Source organism: Asaia sp. As-1742, from assembly GCF_011753235.1.
Taxonomy (GTDB): Bacteria; Pseudomonadota; Alphaproteobacteria; order Acetobacterales; family Acetobacteraceae; genus Asaia; species Asaia bogorensis_B.
Map to the genome: position 1 here is coordinate 459,674 of NZ_VWWA01000002.1, position 17,005 is coordinate 476,678.

General features: G+C 60.9%; 12 protein-coding genes. 2 read left to right on the plus strand and 10 right to left on the minus strand.

Going from position 1 to position 17,005, the window contains the following annotated elements; genetic code table 11:
* Positions 1–51: 51 nt before the first annotated feature.
* Positions 52–1,122 (minus strand): cobalt-precorrin-5B (C(1))-methyltransferase, encoded by a 1,071-nt coding sequence (locus tag F3J08_RS04730; protein WP_166928613.1) that lies wholly within the window; start codon positions 1,120–1,122, stop codon positions 52–54.
* 216 nt (positions 1,123–1,338) lie between these two features.
* On the opposite strand from F3J08_RS04730, the gene F3J08_RS04735 reads away from it, so the two are divergent.
* Complete coding sequence (locus F3J08_RS04735) at positions 1,339–2,289, plus strand: SPFH domain-containing protein (RefSeq protein ID WP_166928614.1); 951 nt, start codon at positions 1,339–1,341, stop codon at positions 2,287–2,289.
* 21 nt (positions 2,290–2,310) lie between these two features.
* Here F3J08_RS04735 and F3J08_RS04740 read toward each other — a convergent pair whose 3' ends face one another.
* The 3 genes from F3J08_RS04740 to F3J08_RS04750 all read right to left on the minus strand — a co-directional run bounded on the left by F3J08_RS04740 (position 2,311) and on the right by F3J08_RS04750 (position 5,699).
* Entirely contained in the window at positions 2,311–3,615 is a 1,305-nt protein-coding gene (locus tag F3J08_RS04740) for a cytochrome-c peroxidase (protein WP_240149133.1), read from the minus strand.
* Positions 3,616–3,724: 109 nt separating this feature from the next.
* Positions 3,725–5,443 carry a phospholipase C gene (locus tag F3J08_RS04745; protein WP_166928615.1) on the minus strand — a complete coding sequence of 573 codons (1,719 nt, stop codon included), beginning with the start codon at positions 5,441–5,443 and terminating at the stop codon, positions 3,725–3,727.
* A gap of 85 nt (positions 5,444–5,528) precedes the next feature.
* Positions 5,529–5,699 (minus strand): hypothetical protein, encoded by a 171-nt coding sequence (locus F3J08_RS04750; RefSeq protein ID WP_023979975.1) that lies wholly within the window; start codon positions 5,697–5,699, stop codon positions 5,529–5,531.
* Between the two features lie 620 nt (positions 5,700–6,319).
* On the opposite strand from F3J08_RS04750, the gene F3J08_RS04755 reads away from it, so the two are divergent.
* Positions 6,320–7,345: a hypothetical protein gene (locus tag F3J08_RS04755; protein WP_166928616.1), complete on the plus strand. Its 1,026-nt coding sequence runs from the start codon at positions 6,320–6,322 to the stop codon at positions 7,343–7,345.
* A gap of 43 nt (positions 7,346–7,388) precedes the next feature.
* Here the strand turns inward: F3J08_RS04755 and F3J08_RS04760 are convergent, their stop codons facing one another.
* The 6 genes from F3J08_RS04760 to F3J08_RS04785 form a co-directional block, all read right to left on the minus strand.
* A complete protein-coding gene (locus F3J08_RS04760; RefSeq protein WP_205206710.1) occupies positions 7,389–9,707 on the minus strand; it encodes a TonB-dependent receptor domain-containing protein in 2,319 nt (772 codons plus the stop codon).
* Positions 9,708–9,901: 194 nt separating this feature from the next.
* Entirely contained in the window at positions 9,902–11,389 is a 1,488-nt protein-coding gene (locus F3J08_RS04765; protein WP_166928617.1) for an MFS transporter, read from the minus strand.
* Positions 11,386–12,819 (minus strand): FAD/NAD(P)-binding protein, encoded by a 1,434-nt coding sequence (locus tag F3J08_RS04770; protein WP_166928618.1) that lies wholly within the window; start codon positions 12,817–12,819, stop codon positions 11,386–11,388. The genes F3J08_RS04765 and F3J08_RS04770 overlap by 4 nt, the downstream gene beginning before the upstream one ends.
* Positions 12,819–13,964 carry an FMNH2-dependent alkanesulfonate monooxygenase gene (gene ssuD / locus F3J08_RS04775; protein ID WP_370458670.1) on the minus strand — a complete coding sequence of 382 codons (1,146 nt, stop codon included), beginning with the start codon at positions 13,962–13,964 and terminating at the stop codon, positions 12,819–12,821. The genes F3J08_RS04770 and ssuD overlap by 1 nt, the downstream gene beginning before the upstream one ends.
* 98 nt (positions 13,965–14,062) lie before the next feature.
* Positions 14,063–15,520, minus strand: coding sequence for an NtaA/DmoA family FMN-dependent monooxygenase (locus F3J08_RS04780; protein WP_166928688.1), 1,458 nt, complete (start codon positions 15,518–15,520; stop codon positions 14,063–14,065).
* 77 nt (positions 15,521–15,597) lie between these two features.
* Positions 15,598–16,791, minus strand: coding sequence for an acyl-CoA dehydrogenase family protein (locus tag F3J08_RS04785; protein ID WP_166928620.1), 1,194 nt, complete (start codon positions 16,789–16,791; stop codon positions 15,598–15,600).
* Between the last annotated feature and the right edge of the window lie 214 nt (positions 16,792–17,005).

The following is a 17,005-nucleotide window of genomic DNA, read 5'->3' on the forward strand; positions in this document are numbered from 1 at the left end:
GTCACCAAATTTTCCAGGTTCGTGCCGGGGTCTCAGGCAAGTGCGCCTGCGTCACGCTCTCTCGCTGGCACCGACAATCAGGCCTTGCCTGTCCACCACCAGCACCCCGATCTCACAGTCTGGATAATCGAGCGTTTTGCGGGCGGTGGCGCAGGCCGCTTCGGCAATGAGTTTGCCCAGCCTTTCATCAGCGAGGGCGGCATAGCCCTGCGCAATAGTCTTGGCTGCGTCGAGTTGTGCCATGCGGGAGGCGGATAAGCCCAAGGGTGCGGCGATGCTGCGTAGCGCGGCCGGATTGGCCAGGGTGCGGCTGGAATGCAGATCGAGATGGCCCTCAGCCAGCTTGGTCATCTTCGCAATACCGCCAGCGAGAGTCAGGCGCGGTACCGGATGCCGATGGAGATATTTCAGCAAGCCACCCGCAAAATCACCCATCTCGATGAGGGCGGCCTCACTCACTCCGTAGCGCAACCGCGCAGCATTTTCCGAGGTCGCGCCGGTGCTCGCCACGATATGGGGGAGGCTAAGAGCGCGTGCGACATCGATGCCGCGATGGATCGAATGGATCCAGGCCGAGCAGGAATAGGGTATGACAATGCCGGTCGTTCCCAGAACGGAGAGACCGCCAATGATGCCAAGGCGAGCATTGAGCGTCTGTCTGGCCAGCATTTCACCATCGGCAATCGAGACCGTCACGATGGCATCCGCCCCTTCCGGCGTGACCTGCAGGAGTGCTGCGCGGATCATCTGTCGGGGCACCGGGTTGATGGCGGGCTCTCCCGGCGGCAGAGGCAGGCCGGGCTGGGTGATGGTGCCAACGCCTTCGCCTGCGCGAAAGGTGACACCCGCGCCCGGAAAGGCTTGCTCTACCGTCACGCGCATTATGGCACCATGGGTCACATCCGGGTCGTCACCGGCATCCTTGATCACACTTGCCCAAGCGGTTCGGCCGTCTTTCCCATGCCCGTTGAGCGCAAAACAGGCTTCCTTGCCGCCGGGCAGGCTGATCGTCACCGGGTCGGGGCAGATATCGTGCCGCAGCAGAGACCAGGCTGCCTTGGCTGCTGCCGTAGCGCAGCTTCCGGTTGTCCATCCGCGACGCAGGGCCGTGGCTTGCGTCATGACGGCGTTGGCTCCTCTCATCGCGGGGGAGGAAATACCTCCTATTGCAGGTCTGCGTGTTCTTTACATAGACGGCCCCGCGCCGCCAGTGCGGCGTGGTGGAGCGATAGCAACGGAAAGGCGCACGCCTTGTGCGTGCGGGCACGCAGCGCTTGTCTGGGGCGCTCAATAATGCGGACGTAACAATTCTCTCTGTATTGGCTGGATAACACGGCTATGGTTGGGGGCTTCTCCCGCAAGAAGGAAACACTGACCATTCCCGCGCCCGTTCTTCTCACCATTGTTGTGGTTCTCGCTCTCCTCCTCGTCTTCTGTCTGCTGTTCGGCGGGATCATGATCGTGCCGGGGCGGATGGTTTACGTCACCGAGTTTCTCGGTAAGCCGCAGCGCAAGCTTCTCGAAAGCGGGCTGCACTTCCGTATTCCGTTGCTGACACGCGTTTCGTACAAGGTGTCCCTCCAGCAGATGCAGGTAGAGACCTCTTCCGAGGTCAAGACGCTGGATGACGTGTTCATCGAGATACGCTGGGTGCTGCTCTACAGTGTCCGTGATGACAGCGAGGCCGTGTTCAACTACGCCTACAAGGTATCGCAGCCCGTCAAGCGTCTGGTCTTTCGGGTAGAGAATGAAATCCGGCAGATTGCGTCCACGATGACGCTGGCCGCGCTCTACTCGCAACGCAACGAGATTGCCCGCCGCGTCATTGCCGATCAGGTGGCCGATGCCCTTGAATCGGGTCTCGATATCCATGGCGTTACGATCGAGCAGCCCATGCCACCGCGCGAGATTCAAGAGGCCATGAACAACAAGCTGGCCGCCATTGCGCGCAAGGACGCCGCGCAGGCTGAAGCCGAGGCCGAAATGGTGCGGCGCGTTGGTATTGCCCGAGCCGAGGCCGAGAGCAAGAAGCTGCAGGGTGAGGGTATCGCCAATGAACGCAAGGCGATTGCGGCAGGGTTTGCCGAGGCGGCGGAGCTGTTTCGCCAGAGCGTGCCGGGTGTGAGTGAAGAAGCGATCCTGACCCTCATGCAGAATGTCAATCAGGCCGATATGGTGGTGACAGCCAGCCGCTCGGGCAAGGCGACCGTCATTTTTGTTCCAACCGACATGAATGTTGGTCAGATCGCCGCGGCCACGTCAGGGCAATTCGTCTCATCAATCGTCTGATCTGAACGCGACAAATGCGGATCATGGGGGTGTGGGGTGCCCCTGACCGTCAGCAGGGGCGTCGGTCAGGGTGTTGAGAAAATCCACAATCCTGTCGCGTTCGGCCTCCGTCAGGGCGGGTTTGTCACGCGGCCCGAAAGGCGCGTCATTCCTGTCGACATTGGCGCGGTATTGCTTGGGCAGATCGTCATAAAGGGCGACCGTTCCGTCTCTGTTGCGAGGATAGAAGCGCGCGGGCTCGATATCGCGCAGCACATAGAAATCCATTACCTCACGCAGGGAGGTGAACACGCCATTATGGAAAAAATGCCGACGCGTGGCGCTGTTGCGCAGAGAGGGGGTGCGAAAGAACCCGCAATAGCCAGAAGCGGCGCCGATATCGGTCCGGCCGGCAGCGCACAGACCCAGATCCACACTGCCGGGCAGGGCGAGTTTCTGTCGTGGCGCGGCAAGGGCCTCGTATTGATGATCGGTGAAAAGCGGTGGTCGCCCCTCCGCATCGACCGTGCTGAGATGACAGGCGGCGCAATTTCCCTTTTCCGGATCATTGAAGAGCGTCAGACCCTCGGCTTCATGGGGTGTCAGACGCGCCTTGCCCTCAAGCCAGGCATCATAGCGGCTGGAGTATGGGTGAAAGCCGGGAGATTCAATCTGGTATCGGGCAAGGGCAAAGAGTGCCTCTGCGACCAGCATGTCATCGGAGGCTGAGCCACCGACCAGCGCCATCAATGCCTTCGTGTAGGGTGCATGGCGCAGGCGCTGCACGACATCAGCCTGGGTGGCAGCCATTTCGCGCGGATCGAAAAGGGGCCCCGCTGCCTGCGCCTGTAGCGTATCGGCCCGGCCGTCCCAGAACAATCCGCCCTGAGGCACGAGGGCCAGGGCAGAGGCCGCCGTGTTGCCGGCGGATTTGGCTGCGTGCGGCGTCTGTGGGCCTGCCTGCGCAGGAGCGGCGGGTGCGGCCTCGCTGGTGGCATCATCCGGCCCGATACTGAAGGGCGGCTGGCGCTCCCGATAGGTAAGAGACGGCACCGCCCTCACGCCAGCAGCCTGCATCGTCCGTCCACCGCGGGCAAATACACGGTCATCATCGGGCGCGTAATGAGCCTTTGGCACATGGCAGGAAGCGCAGGAAAGCTGCCCCGACCCCGAAAGTTTAGGGTCGTTGAACAGATCGCGGCCCAGTCGGGCCATCGCGGAAAGGGGCGCTGTTACCGGACGCAGCAGTGTGACAGGGCAGGGATTGCTGCCATCGGCACGTATGCTGCACTCAGGTGCGGCGCTTTGCGAGGCGGCAAGGGCCAGACCGGGATGACAGCCCAGCATCCAGACGGCCCCGACCCAAAGTGGGAAAATCCGCTGGATCAGACGAGTACGCCCCCCTTGCAAAGGCCTTGGTAAATCAGTGCGGGGTGCAGCGAATGCAGGCGATTTCTCAGAAGACCGTCGGCGCATCATGCAGGATCGAGCCGTCTCTGGGGGCAAGATAGAGCGGCGACAGGTCAGGCTGTTTTTTGAAGTCGAACAGCGTATCGAGGTCGTTCGCGTCCTGATCGAATGATCCGCCACCCAGGCGCGCCCCGGCAAGCCAGTTATTCTCGATGAAGCGCAGGACTGAACTCTGGGTCAGCAGGGTATGGTCAATCGCATTACGGCGTGCCCAGGGGGAGAGAACGAGAAGCGGCGTTCTCGTGCCCGGACCACATCGTCCGTTGACCGGTTTGCCCTTCACCCCGGCAGGGGCAGGCGCGTTGCCGCACTGGCCGGGGCCATCCAGCTGATCGGCCTGCGGGTCATGAGAGCTGTGCTGGGGTTTGACGAAGGCATGGTCATACCAGCCATCGGAGTCATCATAGGCAATGATGATGGCCGTGTCTTTCCATTCAGGACGGGACTGGATGAAATTGACCAGACGTACCACGCCTTCCTGCTCGTCCAGCGGGTTGGAATAGCCCGCATGGGCATCCTGAAAGGCGGGAAGTTTGAGGAACGACACTGCAGGCATATGACCGGCCCGTGTGGCGGTTATGAAATCCTCGAGATCATACTGGTGGTTGGCGGGGTCTTTCGTCCTGCCATCCATGCCAAGCGTCTGACCAATGGCCGCAACACCCGAGGGGCGCAGATGTTTGGGATTGGCGGTGGAGGGATAATACTGGAACCAGTTGTGATGAGGAATGTAATCCACCACTGTCTGGGCAACGATGCTCGAATAGGTGGCGCGCTGGCACCCGGTTGTTCCGTTGCGGTTGCGGGCAGACAGGTCGAACCCGGCCATGAAGCCGCCCCAGCTTACGCCTTTTGCCGTCAGCAGATCACCGATATTGCGGCCTTCCATCCAGACCTGCTCACCGGGAAGCGAACAGACGTCTCCGCTGGGGTCGATATCGTTGATCATGGTCATACGCCCCTGATCATCCGCTCCCGTCCCGCCATTGCCTGACCCATCGGGGATAAAGGGCGAGGGATGCTCGCGTGTGCTTCGTTTCTCGGCCGAGGCAGTGATATGCAGACCGTTGGTCTGACCCGAAACGATTTCGAGCGCACCGGGCGTGGAGGGACCATAGGTATCGGTAAAGGCATTATCGCTCATGGCAAAACGCTGTGCGTAGCGCCAGAGGGCGGTAACCGTGTTGCCATCGAAATAGCCCATGACCTGACCGCGCGTGGCAAAAGCCCCGACACCGCCGGGTGAGGCCCTGCCGGTATGAAGCGGAAACAGATCGGCCTTGCCGCCATTATAGGCCATCTGTTCGGCCGTGTAGCCATGATTCTGGTCGGCCGTGCTGGCCTGCGTCCGGTCCAGCCGGAAGGGCAGCGCTGCGTCCGCACCATTCGCCGGGTTGGTGTTGGGGTTATGGGTCAGAAGATTGGCGCGCAGAAGGGTATTAGCGGGCGGTGTGCCAAGCTGCGGCAGGAAAATCGGCTCACCTTCGAGATTGGCTGCCTGGGGATAGGTGGCGAAATAATGATCGAAGGAAACGTTTTCATCGAAAATGACGACCACATGCTTGATGGGTGTCCTGGTTCGGAATCCCTCCGCCGCATCACGGGCAGTTTGTGCCTGTGCCTGTGCCGGTTTCGCAGCGAGGCTTGGGCTCAGGCAGGTCAGGGCAAGGAGGGCGGCGGCGAGAGAACGTGTCGGACGAGTCATGATCAACGGCGATAACATCTGTTCAGCGAGGAGAGAAGCGGCCTTTTGTCTGAAGCGTGGGGCCGGATATAAAGCGGGTCACGCCTCAGGTCTGGTCATCCTCACGCAGGGGCTCTTCATCGAGAGCCATGAGCGCGCCGCGACGCGATTGCAGGGAAATGGCTGTCAGACGGTGCTCCCGCCATGCCGCAACAAGCGTCTGGCGCCAGCGATCTGAAGGGGCTGAGGATCTGTCGTGCTGAAGCTGAAGTTCCATTGACCTGCTCCTTTTCCAGAAGAGTGCCGGGTTACGGCGCCTCGATAAAGGATTCCCGAGAGCCGGAGTGTGACCGTTCCATGAATTCGCCCCAGCAGAGCATTCGGCGGTACGGCGTGTCCTTTAAAACCATATAAAAACATGGGTCTAGCTATGATTGGAGATATCGACGCCTGCGCTTGTCACCTATTTCCTAGTCGCTGAGGCAAGGGGACTTACGGAGAGCACAATCCCGATATATTCGTCGCAGGCGGCTTGAATCATGGGGGCGTTAACGGACATGCTGGCGTAAAATGAGGTGCAGGAAAGCACCAGGAGTTACACCAATGTCGTTGCCCTGCTATGACCGTCTGGCATCTATAAGCGCCATTCCGTCAACATGTGAACCCTTCTCTTGGGGGCTGCCGAACGGAAGGTTCGGACTGGTGAGAGGGCCTGAAGCTCAAGCCTTTATCGTCGCGCAGGGACTTAATATCGACCTTACGGTCCGGTCTCCTCTTGAGTGCAGGCTGGCGGACACGTCTATCAGGCTTTGCGCGGGCGATCTGACGCTGCCTGGGAAACTATGGGGTCCCGATGAGGTCTTGCCGCCGCGCACCTACCCAAATTTCGGAGCCTCAATGGAGGAGATAAGCGCATATCTCCAAGTGCAACCCGCCACCGTTGCGGCGCTGGTCATCATCAATGATGCGGATCCTCTTCTCGCGCAGGCCTATCTTGATCTCACTGGCAAGAGCATTCCTGTTATCGACCTGCGAAGAATCGATCTGGAGTCGAAAATTATCGAAGCCCGTGCGGCCTTGGGCGCATTACTCGCTCAGAAACTGACCGCCGACGCCTATATTCCCCGGTTCCAGAGCATGGAAGAAGGGACCTCAGGCGTTCAGAACGAAGAGTCGAGCCGTTATTTCGGATCCCCCTTCATGCCGGAAACGATGGCGTGGCCAAATTGGCGCTGGGGAGAGAAGAGCGGACCTTATCTCTTCTACTGTCAATACCAGGTATCTGATCTCCCGGATCCGGTTCGCGCTTGTCTGCCTGAAGATGTCACCTCATTCCTCGTTTTCGTCAATCCGATCATTGATGTCTGGCCCCATACGCCTGACAATCCGCCTTACGAGCTGCGTTTCGTTCGTGCCGGGGAGAAATGTGCACTGTACACTGCACCCTCATCCTCCGATCAAGAAGCGCCTTTAGGGCGTGACATCGCAAGGTTCTGTCGAACGAGAGATACGGGAAGCGCACGAGAGTATTCCTCCCGTCCAGACGCAAGGCCAGAGTTTTTCGAGCTTGCGGACATGCCGTATAGCGTCAGCGAACCCTTTTTTATGAGCCCTGAGGCTGAACGTCGGTTTGTTCTTGACGAGGTGGCGGGAGAAGTTCTGCCTGAATCTCCACTTCTGAGATGGGAGGGAGACAAGTTCCTCGGAGAGCCCATATGGCTTCAGAGTGCGGAATACCGTTCCAGCCGGGACGGGACACCGATGATTGCTTTTTTACATATTTTTTATGACGGTGTGCCGGATCTCGCCCCCCCGCCTGAGGCTCTGTCGCGGGATGGGGCTGGGATCATTTGGTTGCCGAGGCGCTGGGTCAAAAATCGGACCTATGAATCCCAGGTCGAGATGACCTGGGATATGGGTTGAACCGTTCACGAGGTGGTTTTCGAGGCCGCCTCACAGACGGGTTTCAGTTAAAGCCCGCCGAAACACCGGCGAAAACGCCAAAGCCGTCGCCGGGTTGAAACACCGAGAGCTGCTTGCCTGCGGCGATGTAGCCCGGCACTACGATCGAGGCGTAATGCGTGTTGGCGAGGTTGTTGAAGGACAGAAAGACCTGCCGGTGTTTGTGCGGCCACTCATACCCGATGGTGGTATTGAAGATGTGGTAGGACGGGGCGTAATAGGTGTCGTCATAGGAGCCGGAGACTTTTGACGAGACCTGTGTATTGAAATTGGCATAAAGCCCGTTCTTCAGGTCGAGGCGTATTTCCCCCTGGTAGAAATGCGCCGGTATGCCCGGCAGGGCGTTATGGCCGAACACCGCATCATGCTTGAAGTGGAAATCCTGCCATGTATAGGACTGGCGCAGGCCGAGCTTGCCGCCTGACCATTTGATGAGATCGGTTTCCAGCGAGGCCTCGACACCCTGATGCGTCGTCGGGCTGGCATTGGAATAGGTGGCCGCACCGTAAAGCTGGGAGAGCGGCGTCATGACCGAGAGCAGCTCATTGCGTACGTCTGAGTAGTAATAGGAGACGCTCCAGCGATTGTTTTTCCACTCTCCCCGTGTGCCGACTTCATAGGTCGTGGCGGTCTGGTTATCGAGCTTTACCCCTGACGCGTTGAGGCCCTGCGCCGGGCCGGAGGTGTAAAGCGCGCCAGAAAGCAGTTGCCAGTCATTGGGCGGCTGGAAGCTGCGGCTGACATTACCGTAAATAGAGGCATGGGGCGAAATCACGTAGCGAAAACCGCCACGTGGCGTAAAGCCGAGCCCGGATGTGCCAACTGAGCTCTGCGTGGGATAGGTGACCTCGGTCGAACGCTGCACGAAATCCAGTGCGCCAGCTGCTGTCAGCCAGAAATTATGGAACAGCTCAAAATTGTTCCGGATGTGAAAGTAGTTATCGGTGCCGCCGTAATTCGAATGGCGCAGCACGGTGCCGAAGGGGATCTTGGCATAAATGCCCGTATTGGTGCGCGACCGGTTGGTCTGCCACGCCTCCAGATCGGTATAGGTATCGATGCCGAACAGCGTTTCGCTCTTGTGGCCCCATGCAGTGTCGTTGCGGCTGTAACGCAGCACACCCGCGACTGTCTTGTAGCCCCAGCGCTGGGCAGTCGCCGTATTCTGGATATCGATCGGCGCATCCTGATAATCGAAACCGAGTTCGAGCTTCGAGCGGTCATCGATACGGATCGTGGTCATGTCGCCATAGAACTTGCTGCCGGGCTGGATGCGATGCCCGTGCAGCGAGGCATAAAGCGCCTGAGCCTGTTTGGGGTTGGTTTCGATCTGGTCGCGGGTCAGATAGCCCGGATAGCCGTTCTGCGTCTGGCGATAGCGAAAGAAGAGGCGTGTCGAGACATTGTCATTGAAGCGATAGCCGTAATTGGCATTGACGCCGAAGCTGCTCGCTGCTGTCTGGGCCTGATACCCGCCGCGATAGGATTTGGTGAGGCTGATATAATAATCGGACTTGCCGATCACGGCGCCGGAGCTGATCTGCTGCTTGTTGTAATTGAAGCTGCCTGCCTCGACACGCGCCTGGAAATGATCGGCCGTATAGCCCGTGGGCGCCACGTAATTGATGGCACCGCCAAGCTGCAACCCGCCATAATCGAACGCATTCGCACCGCGCAAAACCTCGGTGTACTGGATGCCCAGCGTCTCGAATAGCTCATAGGGCGTGCCGGCAGGGGTGGTGACGGGCAACCCGTCGAACATCAGCAGAATGCCGGAGCGGAAGTAGTTGGTGCCTGTCTGGATGCCGGAACCACGAATGGAGAGGCGCAACCCGTCGCCGCCGCCAGAACTCTGGGCAAAGACGCCGGGCTGGAAGGCCAGCAGATCGGCATTGGTCAGATTACGGCTGCGAAGGACTTCCTTCGAACTGATGACAGATACCCCACCCGGCACGGTTTCGAGCTGGCGGCTTGCTGCTGCGGCCGGGGAGAGACGATGCTGTGAAACGGTAATCGATTCCGCTTTGGCGCCGATGACAGATTTCGCGCCACTGCGTCGGTCGGGCGTCTGGAGGCCCCTTCTGGCTCGATCGGTGGCTTTTGCCGATGCTGCGTGTCCCGAAGCTGACGGTGAATCAGCACTTGAGCCAGGCTGAGTGGCCGTGTGACCGGGCTGCACGAGAGCTGGGTTGCGACTTGGTGAGACGGCGGCAAATGCCGTCGAGACGGGAACAAGGCTCACCCCGGCCAGAAGGGCGAGGGAATGAGTGCCAAGCGTGTTGCGACGCAGGAGGGGCAATTCAGATCGGTGGCGGTGTTTCATAAGGGCGATATCCGGGGAGGGTGATGAATGAACTGGAGGGCGTGCGAGAAGGCGGACATCGGTCGCATGAGGGGATAAACGTCATATTTTCGTTGTTCATTATTTCACTCATTTGGAATCGTTGAATTTGGTCGCGGATCGTCCGGGCGCAGAGGGAGAAGCCCTTCATGCCCGGAGGGTGAAAGAGGGGGCGCTCACGGGGCCTGGTTTGAGGGGCAGAGCGTCTGCCCCCGGTTTCCGTCCCGTGTGCGATACAGGGCATGACGCAGGGTCGGGTCAGCATCGGCGTCATAGCCGAACACCTCCCATCGCAGCGCCATATGCAGCGCAATGCCGAACAAGGGGGCAATCAGGATGACCCAGAAGATCTGCATACCGAGTGCTGTATAGAGCGTAGGCAGCGCCCACATGCTCAGTGTGCCACTGAAGCCTGCCACGAAGTTGGTGAAGCCAATGCCTGTGCCGCGCAATTCGGTCGGGTAGCTGAGCGTCGGATAGACCATCTGCTGGCATCCTGGCCCGAAACCCTGAGCGAACAGAAAGAGGGCAAAACCGCTCATCACCGACACGATGCCCAGGCTGCTATGCGGCGTACCGGTCAGGGCAAGCAGCAGAATGCCCGCCACCTGCATGGCATAACCGGCAAGTGTGATCGGTCGCGATCCAAAACTGCGGGTCAGCCTGACGCCAAGCAGGCCGCCACTGAAGGCAAAGACCAGATTGAGCAGGATCGACACACCCAGCACTTCGGTGCGTTGCAGGTGCAGCATGGACGACAGGAGTCCCGGCAGACCGAAGGCAATCGCTGCATAGGAGGTGGCGCTCACGATCTTCATGCCAATGACAAGCGTGGTGCGCTTGAGCAGGGGTTTGCGCAGCAGGGCAAACAGGCTGGGCGGCGTCTGGCGCGGCGGCGCTACCGTGATATGCAGAACCGGGTCCACTCCATGTGTGGCGCGCAGGATAGCGGCGGCTTTTTCCAGATCACCGTGGCGGGCAATCCAGAGCGGCGATTCACTCATGTAGCGGCTGCGCACCAGAATGATGATCAGGGCGGGGACCGCGCCAAAGCCCAGCGAGGCACGCCACAGCCAGTCCGGGTGGCTGGCTGGCACAATGGCGTTGAGCGCAAACACGAGTATGAAGCAGGCCGAGGAGGCCGCATACCAGGTCGGGCACCATGCGGCGGCCCGCCCGGCCTTGCTGCCCTTGCCCGAGAGCTTCGAGAACTCGGAGAGAAACGCCATGGCAACGGGCAGATCCATACCAACGCCAAACCCCATGGCAAAACGGGCCAGGATGAGAATGCTCGCGCTTGGTGCAGCAGCGGCAACAAGGGCCGCAATCACGAAGCATGCCATGTCGGCCATAAATACAGCGTAGCGGCCGATACGGTCGGTCAGCCATCCGCCCATGATGCTGCCGATAATCGTCCCTGCGCTCATGGCGGCCGCGACCATCCCGGTTTGTGAGCCGGTCAGGCCGAAATGCTTCTGCACATCGCCAATGCCATAAGAGAGGGTCGTCAGGTCATAGGCGTCAAGAAACACGCCGCCCAAAGCCAGCAGCACGATGATATTGGCATGACCCTTGCCGCTTGGCCCGCGATTGATCAGGGCCGCAATATCATCGGCCGAGCGGATGATCGGGCGTTCGGGCGCATGAGAGGGGGCGGCACTCATGATCGGACCTCATCGGGCAGACGTTGCGTTGCAAGAGAGAGGAGGGCCGCGAGATGGCGGGCCACCGCTTGCGCGTTCTCGGTCACTTCGGGCAGGCCCATCAATTCGCCGAACGTGCCGCGTGACAACGGTCCCGCAATAAGGACGGAGTCCACCTTGTGGCCATCAGACAGCGCGTGATGATCAAGGCCGGTGTGCAGTCCAAGGCCGGTCGGGTCCGGGGCAAGGGCACCCTGTGCTGCGAGCGAGCGCAGCACAGGCATGTGTGCGACAATGCCTGCATGGTCGGGGCCGGTAGTATTGATCACGTGATCCACCACAAGGGGAAAGGAGGGCTCCCCCAGCTTTGTTCCGTCCCGGGGCTGGATGCGCAGGCGCACACCACCTTCCGAAATTTCTGCACTCACAAGGCGTGCAGCACGCAGGCTAAGCGTTTTATCGGCCAGACGCTGTGTCAGAATGGCGTCGATCTGCGGGGCGATACGGAAGCGATGCACGTCCCAGAAGGGGCGCAGGTGACGTATCAGTCGTCGACGCTCTGGAAGAGAAAGTGCCGACCACAGAACAAGCCCTTGCTTGCGCACGGCATCAATCACTTCGTGCCACGAGAGATCGGCATGATCGCGCAGTGCCTGTCGCACATGGCGCAGCAGGCCCGTTGCGGTCGGGGCCGGCGCAATGGACAGGAGCTCCGAGAGCGCCGAGGCCTCGGCAGCATGAGCGCGCGGTCGTAGCCCACGCCGTGAGAAGGCAACGATGGGTCCGTGATGGCCGCGTGCGGTCAGGCTGGCCACGACATCGGCCATGGTAAGGCCCGTTCCGATAATGGCCACGCGATCCTGCACCCCGATGCGCGACAGCGCGTCGTCACGCCACGGGTTGGCAATCACGCGTCGGTCGTGGGCGAGCGCCCTGAGCGGCACCGGCAGGGCGGGTGCGGGATGGGTCAGGGCGATGACAAGCCGTTCCGCCAGAATGGGCGGCCCATCGCTGAGAGCGATACGCCAAAGCCTGTCGCGCGTGATATCGAGCGCTTCGGCGCGGATATGCCGCAACCGCCCCGATGTGATCTCGGGGGCGAGGCGGGCCGCAACATAACGGCCAAACTGCGCCCGTGAGGGGTAGAGATCGCCCGAGGGTAGAAAGGCGTCAGGATCGGTGGCGGACAGGGCATCGAGATCGAGCCATGCGCGGAAATCTCCCGGCACGCTGGTATCGAGACTCATGCGCGACGCGGGCACATTAATCCGGTGCTGCGGGTCCTGCGTGCCATAAGCGAGCCCCGCGCCAAGCTGGGCACGCGGCTCGATAATCGCCACCTGGCCGGCGGCGAGGTCAGGGCGCAGCCTGAGCAGATGATAGGCCACCATCGCACCTGAGGCGCCGCCGCCGATAATGGCAACCGGGTAGGGGGGTGATGCGCTGCCCATTATGACGCCGCGACCCGTCCGGGCCTGTGGCTTCCGGCAATGGTTTCGCCAAACGGGCCCATATTGCTGCTGGCCTGCTTCGTACGCACGGGATGGGCGGTTGGCAGCAGCGGCAGCACGAGTTCACCGAAGCGATAGGCTTCCTCCAGATGCGGATAACCTGAGAGAATGAAGCTGTCGCACCCTGCGCGGCGGTATTCATCCATACGCTCGGCAATGGTGGCCGGATCGCCCACAAGCGCCGTCCCCGCGCCACCGCGAACCAGCCCGACACCGGCCCAGAGGTTCGGGCTGATCTCGAGCTTGTCACGCCGGCCGCCATGCAGGGCACTCATGCGTGACTGCCCCACGGAATCAAGCCGCGCAAAAACAGATTGTGCCTCGGCAATGGTGGCATCATCGAGTTTCGAAATCAGCCGGTCTGCCTCTGCCCAGGCCTCTGCCGTCGTTTCGCGGGCAATGACGTGAAAGCGTATGCCAAAGCTGACCTCGCGACCCGCTTTGGCAGCAGCCTCGCGCACACGGGCGATCTTCTCGCGCACAAGGGCGGGCGGCTCGCCCCAGGTCAGGTATTTCTGTACCCGTCTTGCCGCAATATCGATCCCGACATCGGAAGAGCCGCCGAAATAGAGCGGCGGGCCGTTTTCCTGATGGGGCGGAAAGAGCAGCCGACCATCCTCGATGCGGAAATGCGGCCCTTCATGGGCGATCGTTTCGCCACGCAGGAGGCGCGAATAGATATCCAGAAATTCGTCGGTAATGGCGTAGCGCGTGGGATGGTCATGAAACAGCCCATCGCCGCCATTCTCGCGCGGGTCACCCCCTGTCACGACGTTGATCAGCAGACGCCCTCCGGACAGGCGGTCAAGCGTCGAGGTCATGCGCGCGGCGAGCGTGGGTGACTGAAGCCCCGGACGCACAGCCACAAGGAATCTCAGACGCTCGGTCGAGGTGACCAGCGCGGAGGCAACAACCCAGGAATCCTCGCAGCTGCGCCCGGTGGGCAGAAGCACCCCATAATAGCCCAGCGAATCAGCGGCGCGGGCAATCTGCTGCAGATAGGGCAGATCGACCGCGCGACCGCCCTCGCTGGTGCCAAGATAACGGCTGTCACCATGCGTGGGGAGGAACCACAGGACGTTGATCTTGTCCGGGGTCGTGTAGGCTGAACCACCATCGCCTGAATGCCCCCCGAAAGAGGTGCTGTCTGCCGGTGCGAACGGAAGGGAGAAGGGGGGGCGGGTCATGGCAGGGCGCTTTCTTTCTGTACGGTCTCTTGCCGTGGGCTGGTCTGGGGTCGCGATGCGGGCTCTGGCTTGCGCCGAGCTGGCTGGGACGTGCTGGGATGTGCGTCGGACGCTGGCGGCGCGGCCCAGAAGGCCGGGGGCTTGCGATAGGCGGCGGCGGGATGCGTGTCGGGCAGGCGGTCGCGCCCTGTCAGGCGATGGCGCAGCGTTTCACCCTCTGCCGGGGCGGGGGGCAGCCTTCCGCGACGGCGCAATTCGGGCGCGATCAGGGTGGCGTAATCGTCCAGCGTTTCGTGGCTGTGATATTGCCGCAGATTGATGCCATCGATGCCGTCCTCATCGAGCCAGGTCTCGATGGCATCGGCAATCTGCTCCGGCGTGCCGGCGATGAAAAAGCGCCCCTCGTCAAAGCTTGCGATCTGCGCCAGCGCCGCACCGACTGTCTGATCGGCACCAAAGCGACGCCCCATATTGCCCAATTCACGTCCGCTTTGAGAAAGGGCCTGACCGATGGTGAGCGCCGGGTCGAACTGTCGCAGGTCGATTTCAGCCTGAGCATGGACGAGTGCGCCCTCCACGGAATACAGAGCCCGGTAGCGCGCCAGTTTGGCCTCGGCTTCCTCGGTTGTGCGGCCTGCAATGAGACCGGCCATCACATAGAATTTCAGCTCTGCTGGATCGCGCCCTTCTGCTGCGGCCGCTGCGCGGGTGCGGGCAATATGGTTGCGCACCTCATCCTGTGTGCGACCGCCAATGAATACGGCCTCGGCATGGCGTGATGCCGTTTTCAGCCCGCGTGGCGAACCGGTGGCCTGAAACAGAACCGGTGTGCGCTGTGGTGTGGGCTGCACAAGATGCGGCCCCTCGACACGGAAATGCGTGCCGTCATGATTGATGTGGCGCACACGAGCGGGATCGCTGAAGCGATCACCATCGCGATCCGCAATGACAGCCTCCTCCTCCCAACTGCCTTCCCAGAGCTTGTAGAGCACTTCGAGATATTCATCGGCGCGGTCGTAGCGGCTGTCATGTTCCAGCTCGCCATCCAGGCCGAAATTGCGTGCGGCATTGGGCAGGTAGGAGGTGACGACGTTCCAGCCCACGCGGCCATTCGTCAGCAGGTCGAGCGTGCTCATGCGCCGCGCAAAGGCGAAAGGTGGTTCGTAGGTGGTGGAAAATGTCGCGGCAAAGCCGAGCGTAGTGGTAACGGCGGCCATTGCCGGAATGAGCGAGAGCGGATCGAGATTCGGAATCTGCAAACCAAGACGCAATGACGCATCGAGCCCGCCAAACCGGTCATAGATGCCGATCACGTCCGCCAGGAAGATGGCATCCATCCCCGCAGCCTCGGCCTTGCGGGCTGTTTCAAGCCAGAACGCCATCTCGCCGAAACGATGGCGCTGGTTGCCTTCCTCGCGCCACATGCCGTGGACGATGTGACTGACGCAGGCCATCTCGAACAGATTGACGTGAAGGGTCTTGCGTTTGCCGGGCGGTGCCGCGCCCTGCCGATCGGCGTGGGGTGCAGGGCTCATGCTGCGTTCTCCCGTTTTGCGTCTGCCGCAAGGCGGCGCAGCCCGTCGCGGTAGGGCGTCCATAATCTGGTGCCGTTGAGCGCCACATCGCCCAGTTCGCGCTGGCGCTGTGCGGCGGGATTATGCGAGGCCAGTGTGCGGGCATTGCGCCAATGCCGATCAAGACGCCGTGTTTCGGAAGTGGCCGAGGCACCGCCAACCTCGAACAGGGTCGTGGCAGCTTCCAGCGTCTGCTGTGCGATGATCTGCTGCGCCTTGAAGATTTCCTCCTGGGCCTTTTCGATGGCATCGTCATCATGCTGCCCGGCAAGGAAGAGCGGCTCGATCTCCTCAAGCGCCTGTGCTCCGCGATCAGCAAGCACAGCAGTCGAGTAGGCAAGAGAGGACAGACGTCCCACGACGCTCTGTACGATCGGGTCATCCTTCTGGACCACCTTGCCCGGCACGCCGAATACCCTCTCGCGCGGGCGGACAAAATCCAGTGCATCGCGCAGCACGGCCTGGGCGATGCCTGCGAGGGTGGTGTTGTGGAATTGCTGATAATAGGCCCCAAGGAAAGGCTGGCTCGGCGGGGCGTTAGATGATGAGCGTTCGACAATCTGCCAGGGCTGCAGCGGAACCTGCTCGAAAATTGTGGTGCCGCTGCCGGTCAGGCGTTGGCCAAACCCGTCCCAGTCGTCCAGTCGGGTAACGCCGGGGGCGTCTGCAGGCACGAGCACACGCACCCTGTCACTGCCGAAAGTGGCCCAGACGATAATCCAGTCAGCATAGAGCGTTCCGGTCGAGTAGTATTTGCGTCCGTTCAGCTGCAGCCCTTCAGGGGCCTCGGTAACCTGGGTGGTGACGCTCGTCTCGTTATTGCGCTCGGCCATGGCCGCGCCCAGAACCCGGTTTTCGCGTATCAGGCCGCGCCACCGTTCGGCATCCGGCAATCCGGCGCGCAGCGTTTCAACGAAGGCAAAATGCGCCCGGAAAATCTGTGGAATATTGGAGTCCGCGCTGGCGAGGTCACGCAGGACCCTGAAGCTTTGAGACAGGCTCAAACCTGCCCCGCCTGCCGCCTTGTCCAGACGCAACCGACCAAATCCGGCCTGAGCCAGAGCGGCAACAGCGTCGTGCGCAGGGGCTCTTTCACAGTCGCGCTGCGCCGCATCCTGAGCAATAGCACGAAAAATATCTGTGAAAACCATATCAAAATTCCTATGACAGGACTGGATCACCACAATTAAACTATGGTAAATAGTTATTATTCTATCATAACAGAATGGATGGGCGGTTTCTGTCAACGGCTAATGTCGTTAAATAAGTTAATCACTATCAAATTGCGTTATTATGATGCGCCGATGGTATGCCGAACGGCGGCCTCGGCGATGCGGTCAAGGTAGATTCCGGGCTGCTTTTCCC

Coding starts and splice junctions, on each gene's coding strand:
- F3J08_RS04730 (WP_166928613.1), bottom strand. CDS start 1,122: ATGACGCAAGCCACGGCCCTGCGTCGCGGATGGACAACCGGAAGCTGC.
- F3J08_RS04735 (WP_166928614.1), top strand. CDS start 1,339: ATGGTTGGGGGCTTCTCCCGCAAGAAGGAAACACTGACCATTCCCGCG.
- F3J08_RS04740 (WP_240149133.1), bottom strand. CDS start 3,615: ATGCTGGGCTGTCATCCCGGTCTGGCCCTTGCCGCCTCGCAAAGCGCC.
- F3J08_RS04745 (WP_166928615.1), bottom strand. CDS start 5,443: ATGACTCGTCCGACACGTTCTCTCGCCGCCGCCCTCCTTGCCCTGACC.
- F3J08_RS04750 (WP_023979975.1), bottom strand. CDS start 5,699: ATGGAACTTCAGCTTCAGCACGACAGATCCTCAGCCCCTTCAGATCGC.
- F3J08_RS04755 (WP_166928616.1), top strand. CDS start 6,320: ATGGAGGAGATAAGCGCATATCTCCAAGTGCAACCCGCCACCGTTGCG.
- F3J08_RS04760 (WP_205206710.1), bottom strand. CDS start 9,707: ATGAAACACCGCCACCGATCTGAATTGCCCCTCCTGCGTCGCAACACG.
- F3J08_RS04765 (WP_166928617.1), bottom strand. CDS start 11,389: ATGAGTGCCGCCCCCTCTCATGCGCCCGAACGCCCGATCATCCGCTCG.
- F3J08_RS04770 (WP_166928618.1), bottom strand. CDS start 12,819: ATGGGCAGCGCATCACCCCCCTACCCGGTTGCCATTATCGGCGGCGGC.
- F3J08_RS04780 (WP_166928688.1), bottom strand. CDS start 15,520: ATGGCCTGCGTCAGTCACATCGTCCACGGCATGTGGCGCGAGGAAGGC.
- F3J08_RS04785 (WP_166928620.1), bottom strand. CDS start 16,791: ATGGTTTTCACAGATATTTTTCGTGCTATTGCTCAGGATGCGGCGCAG.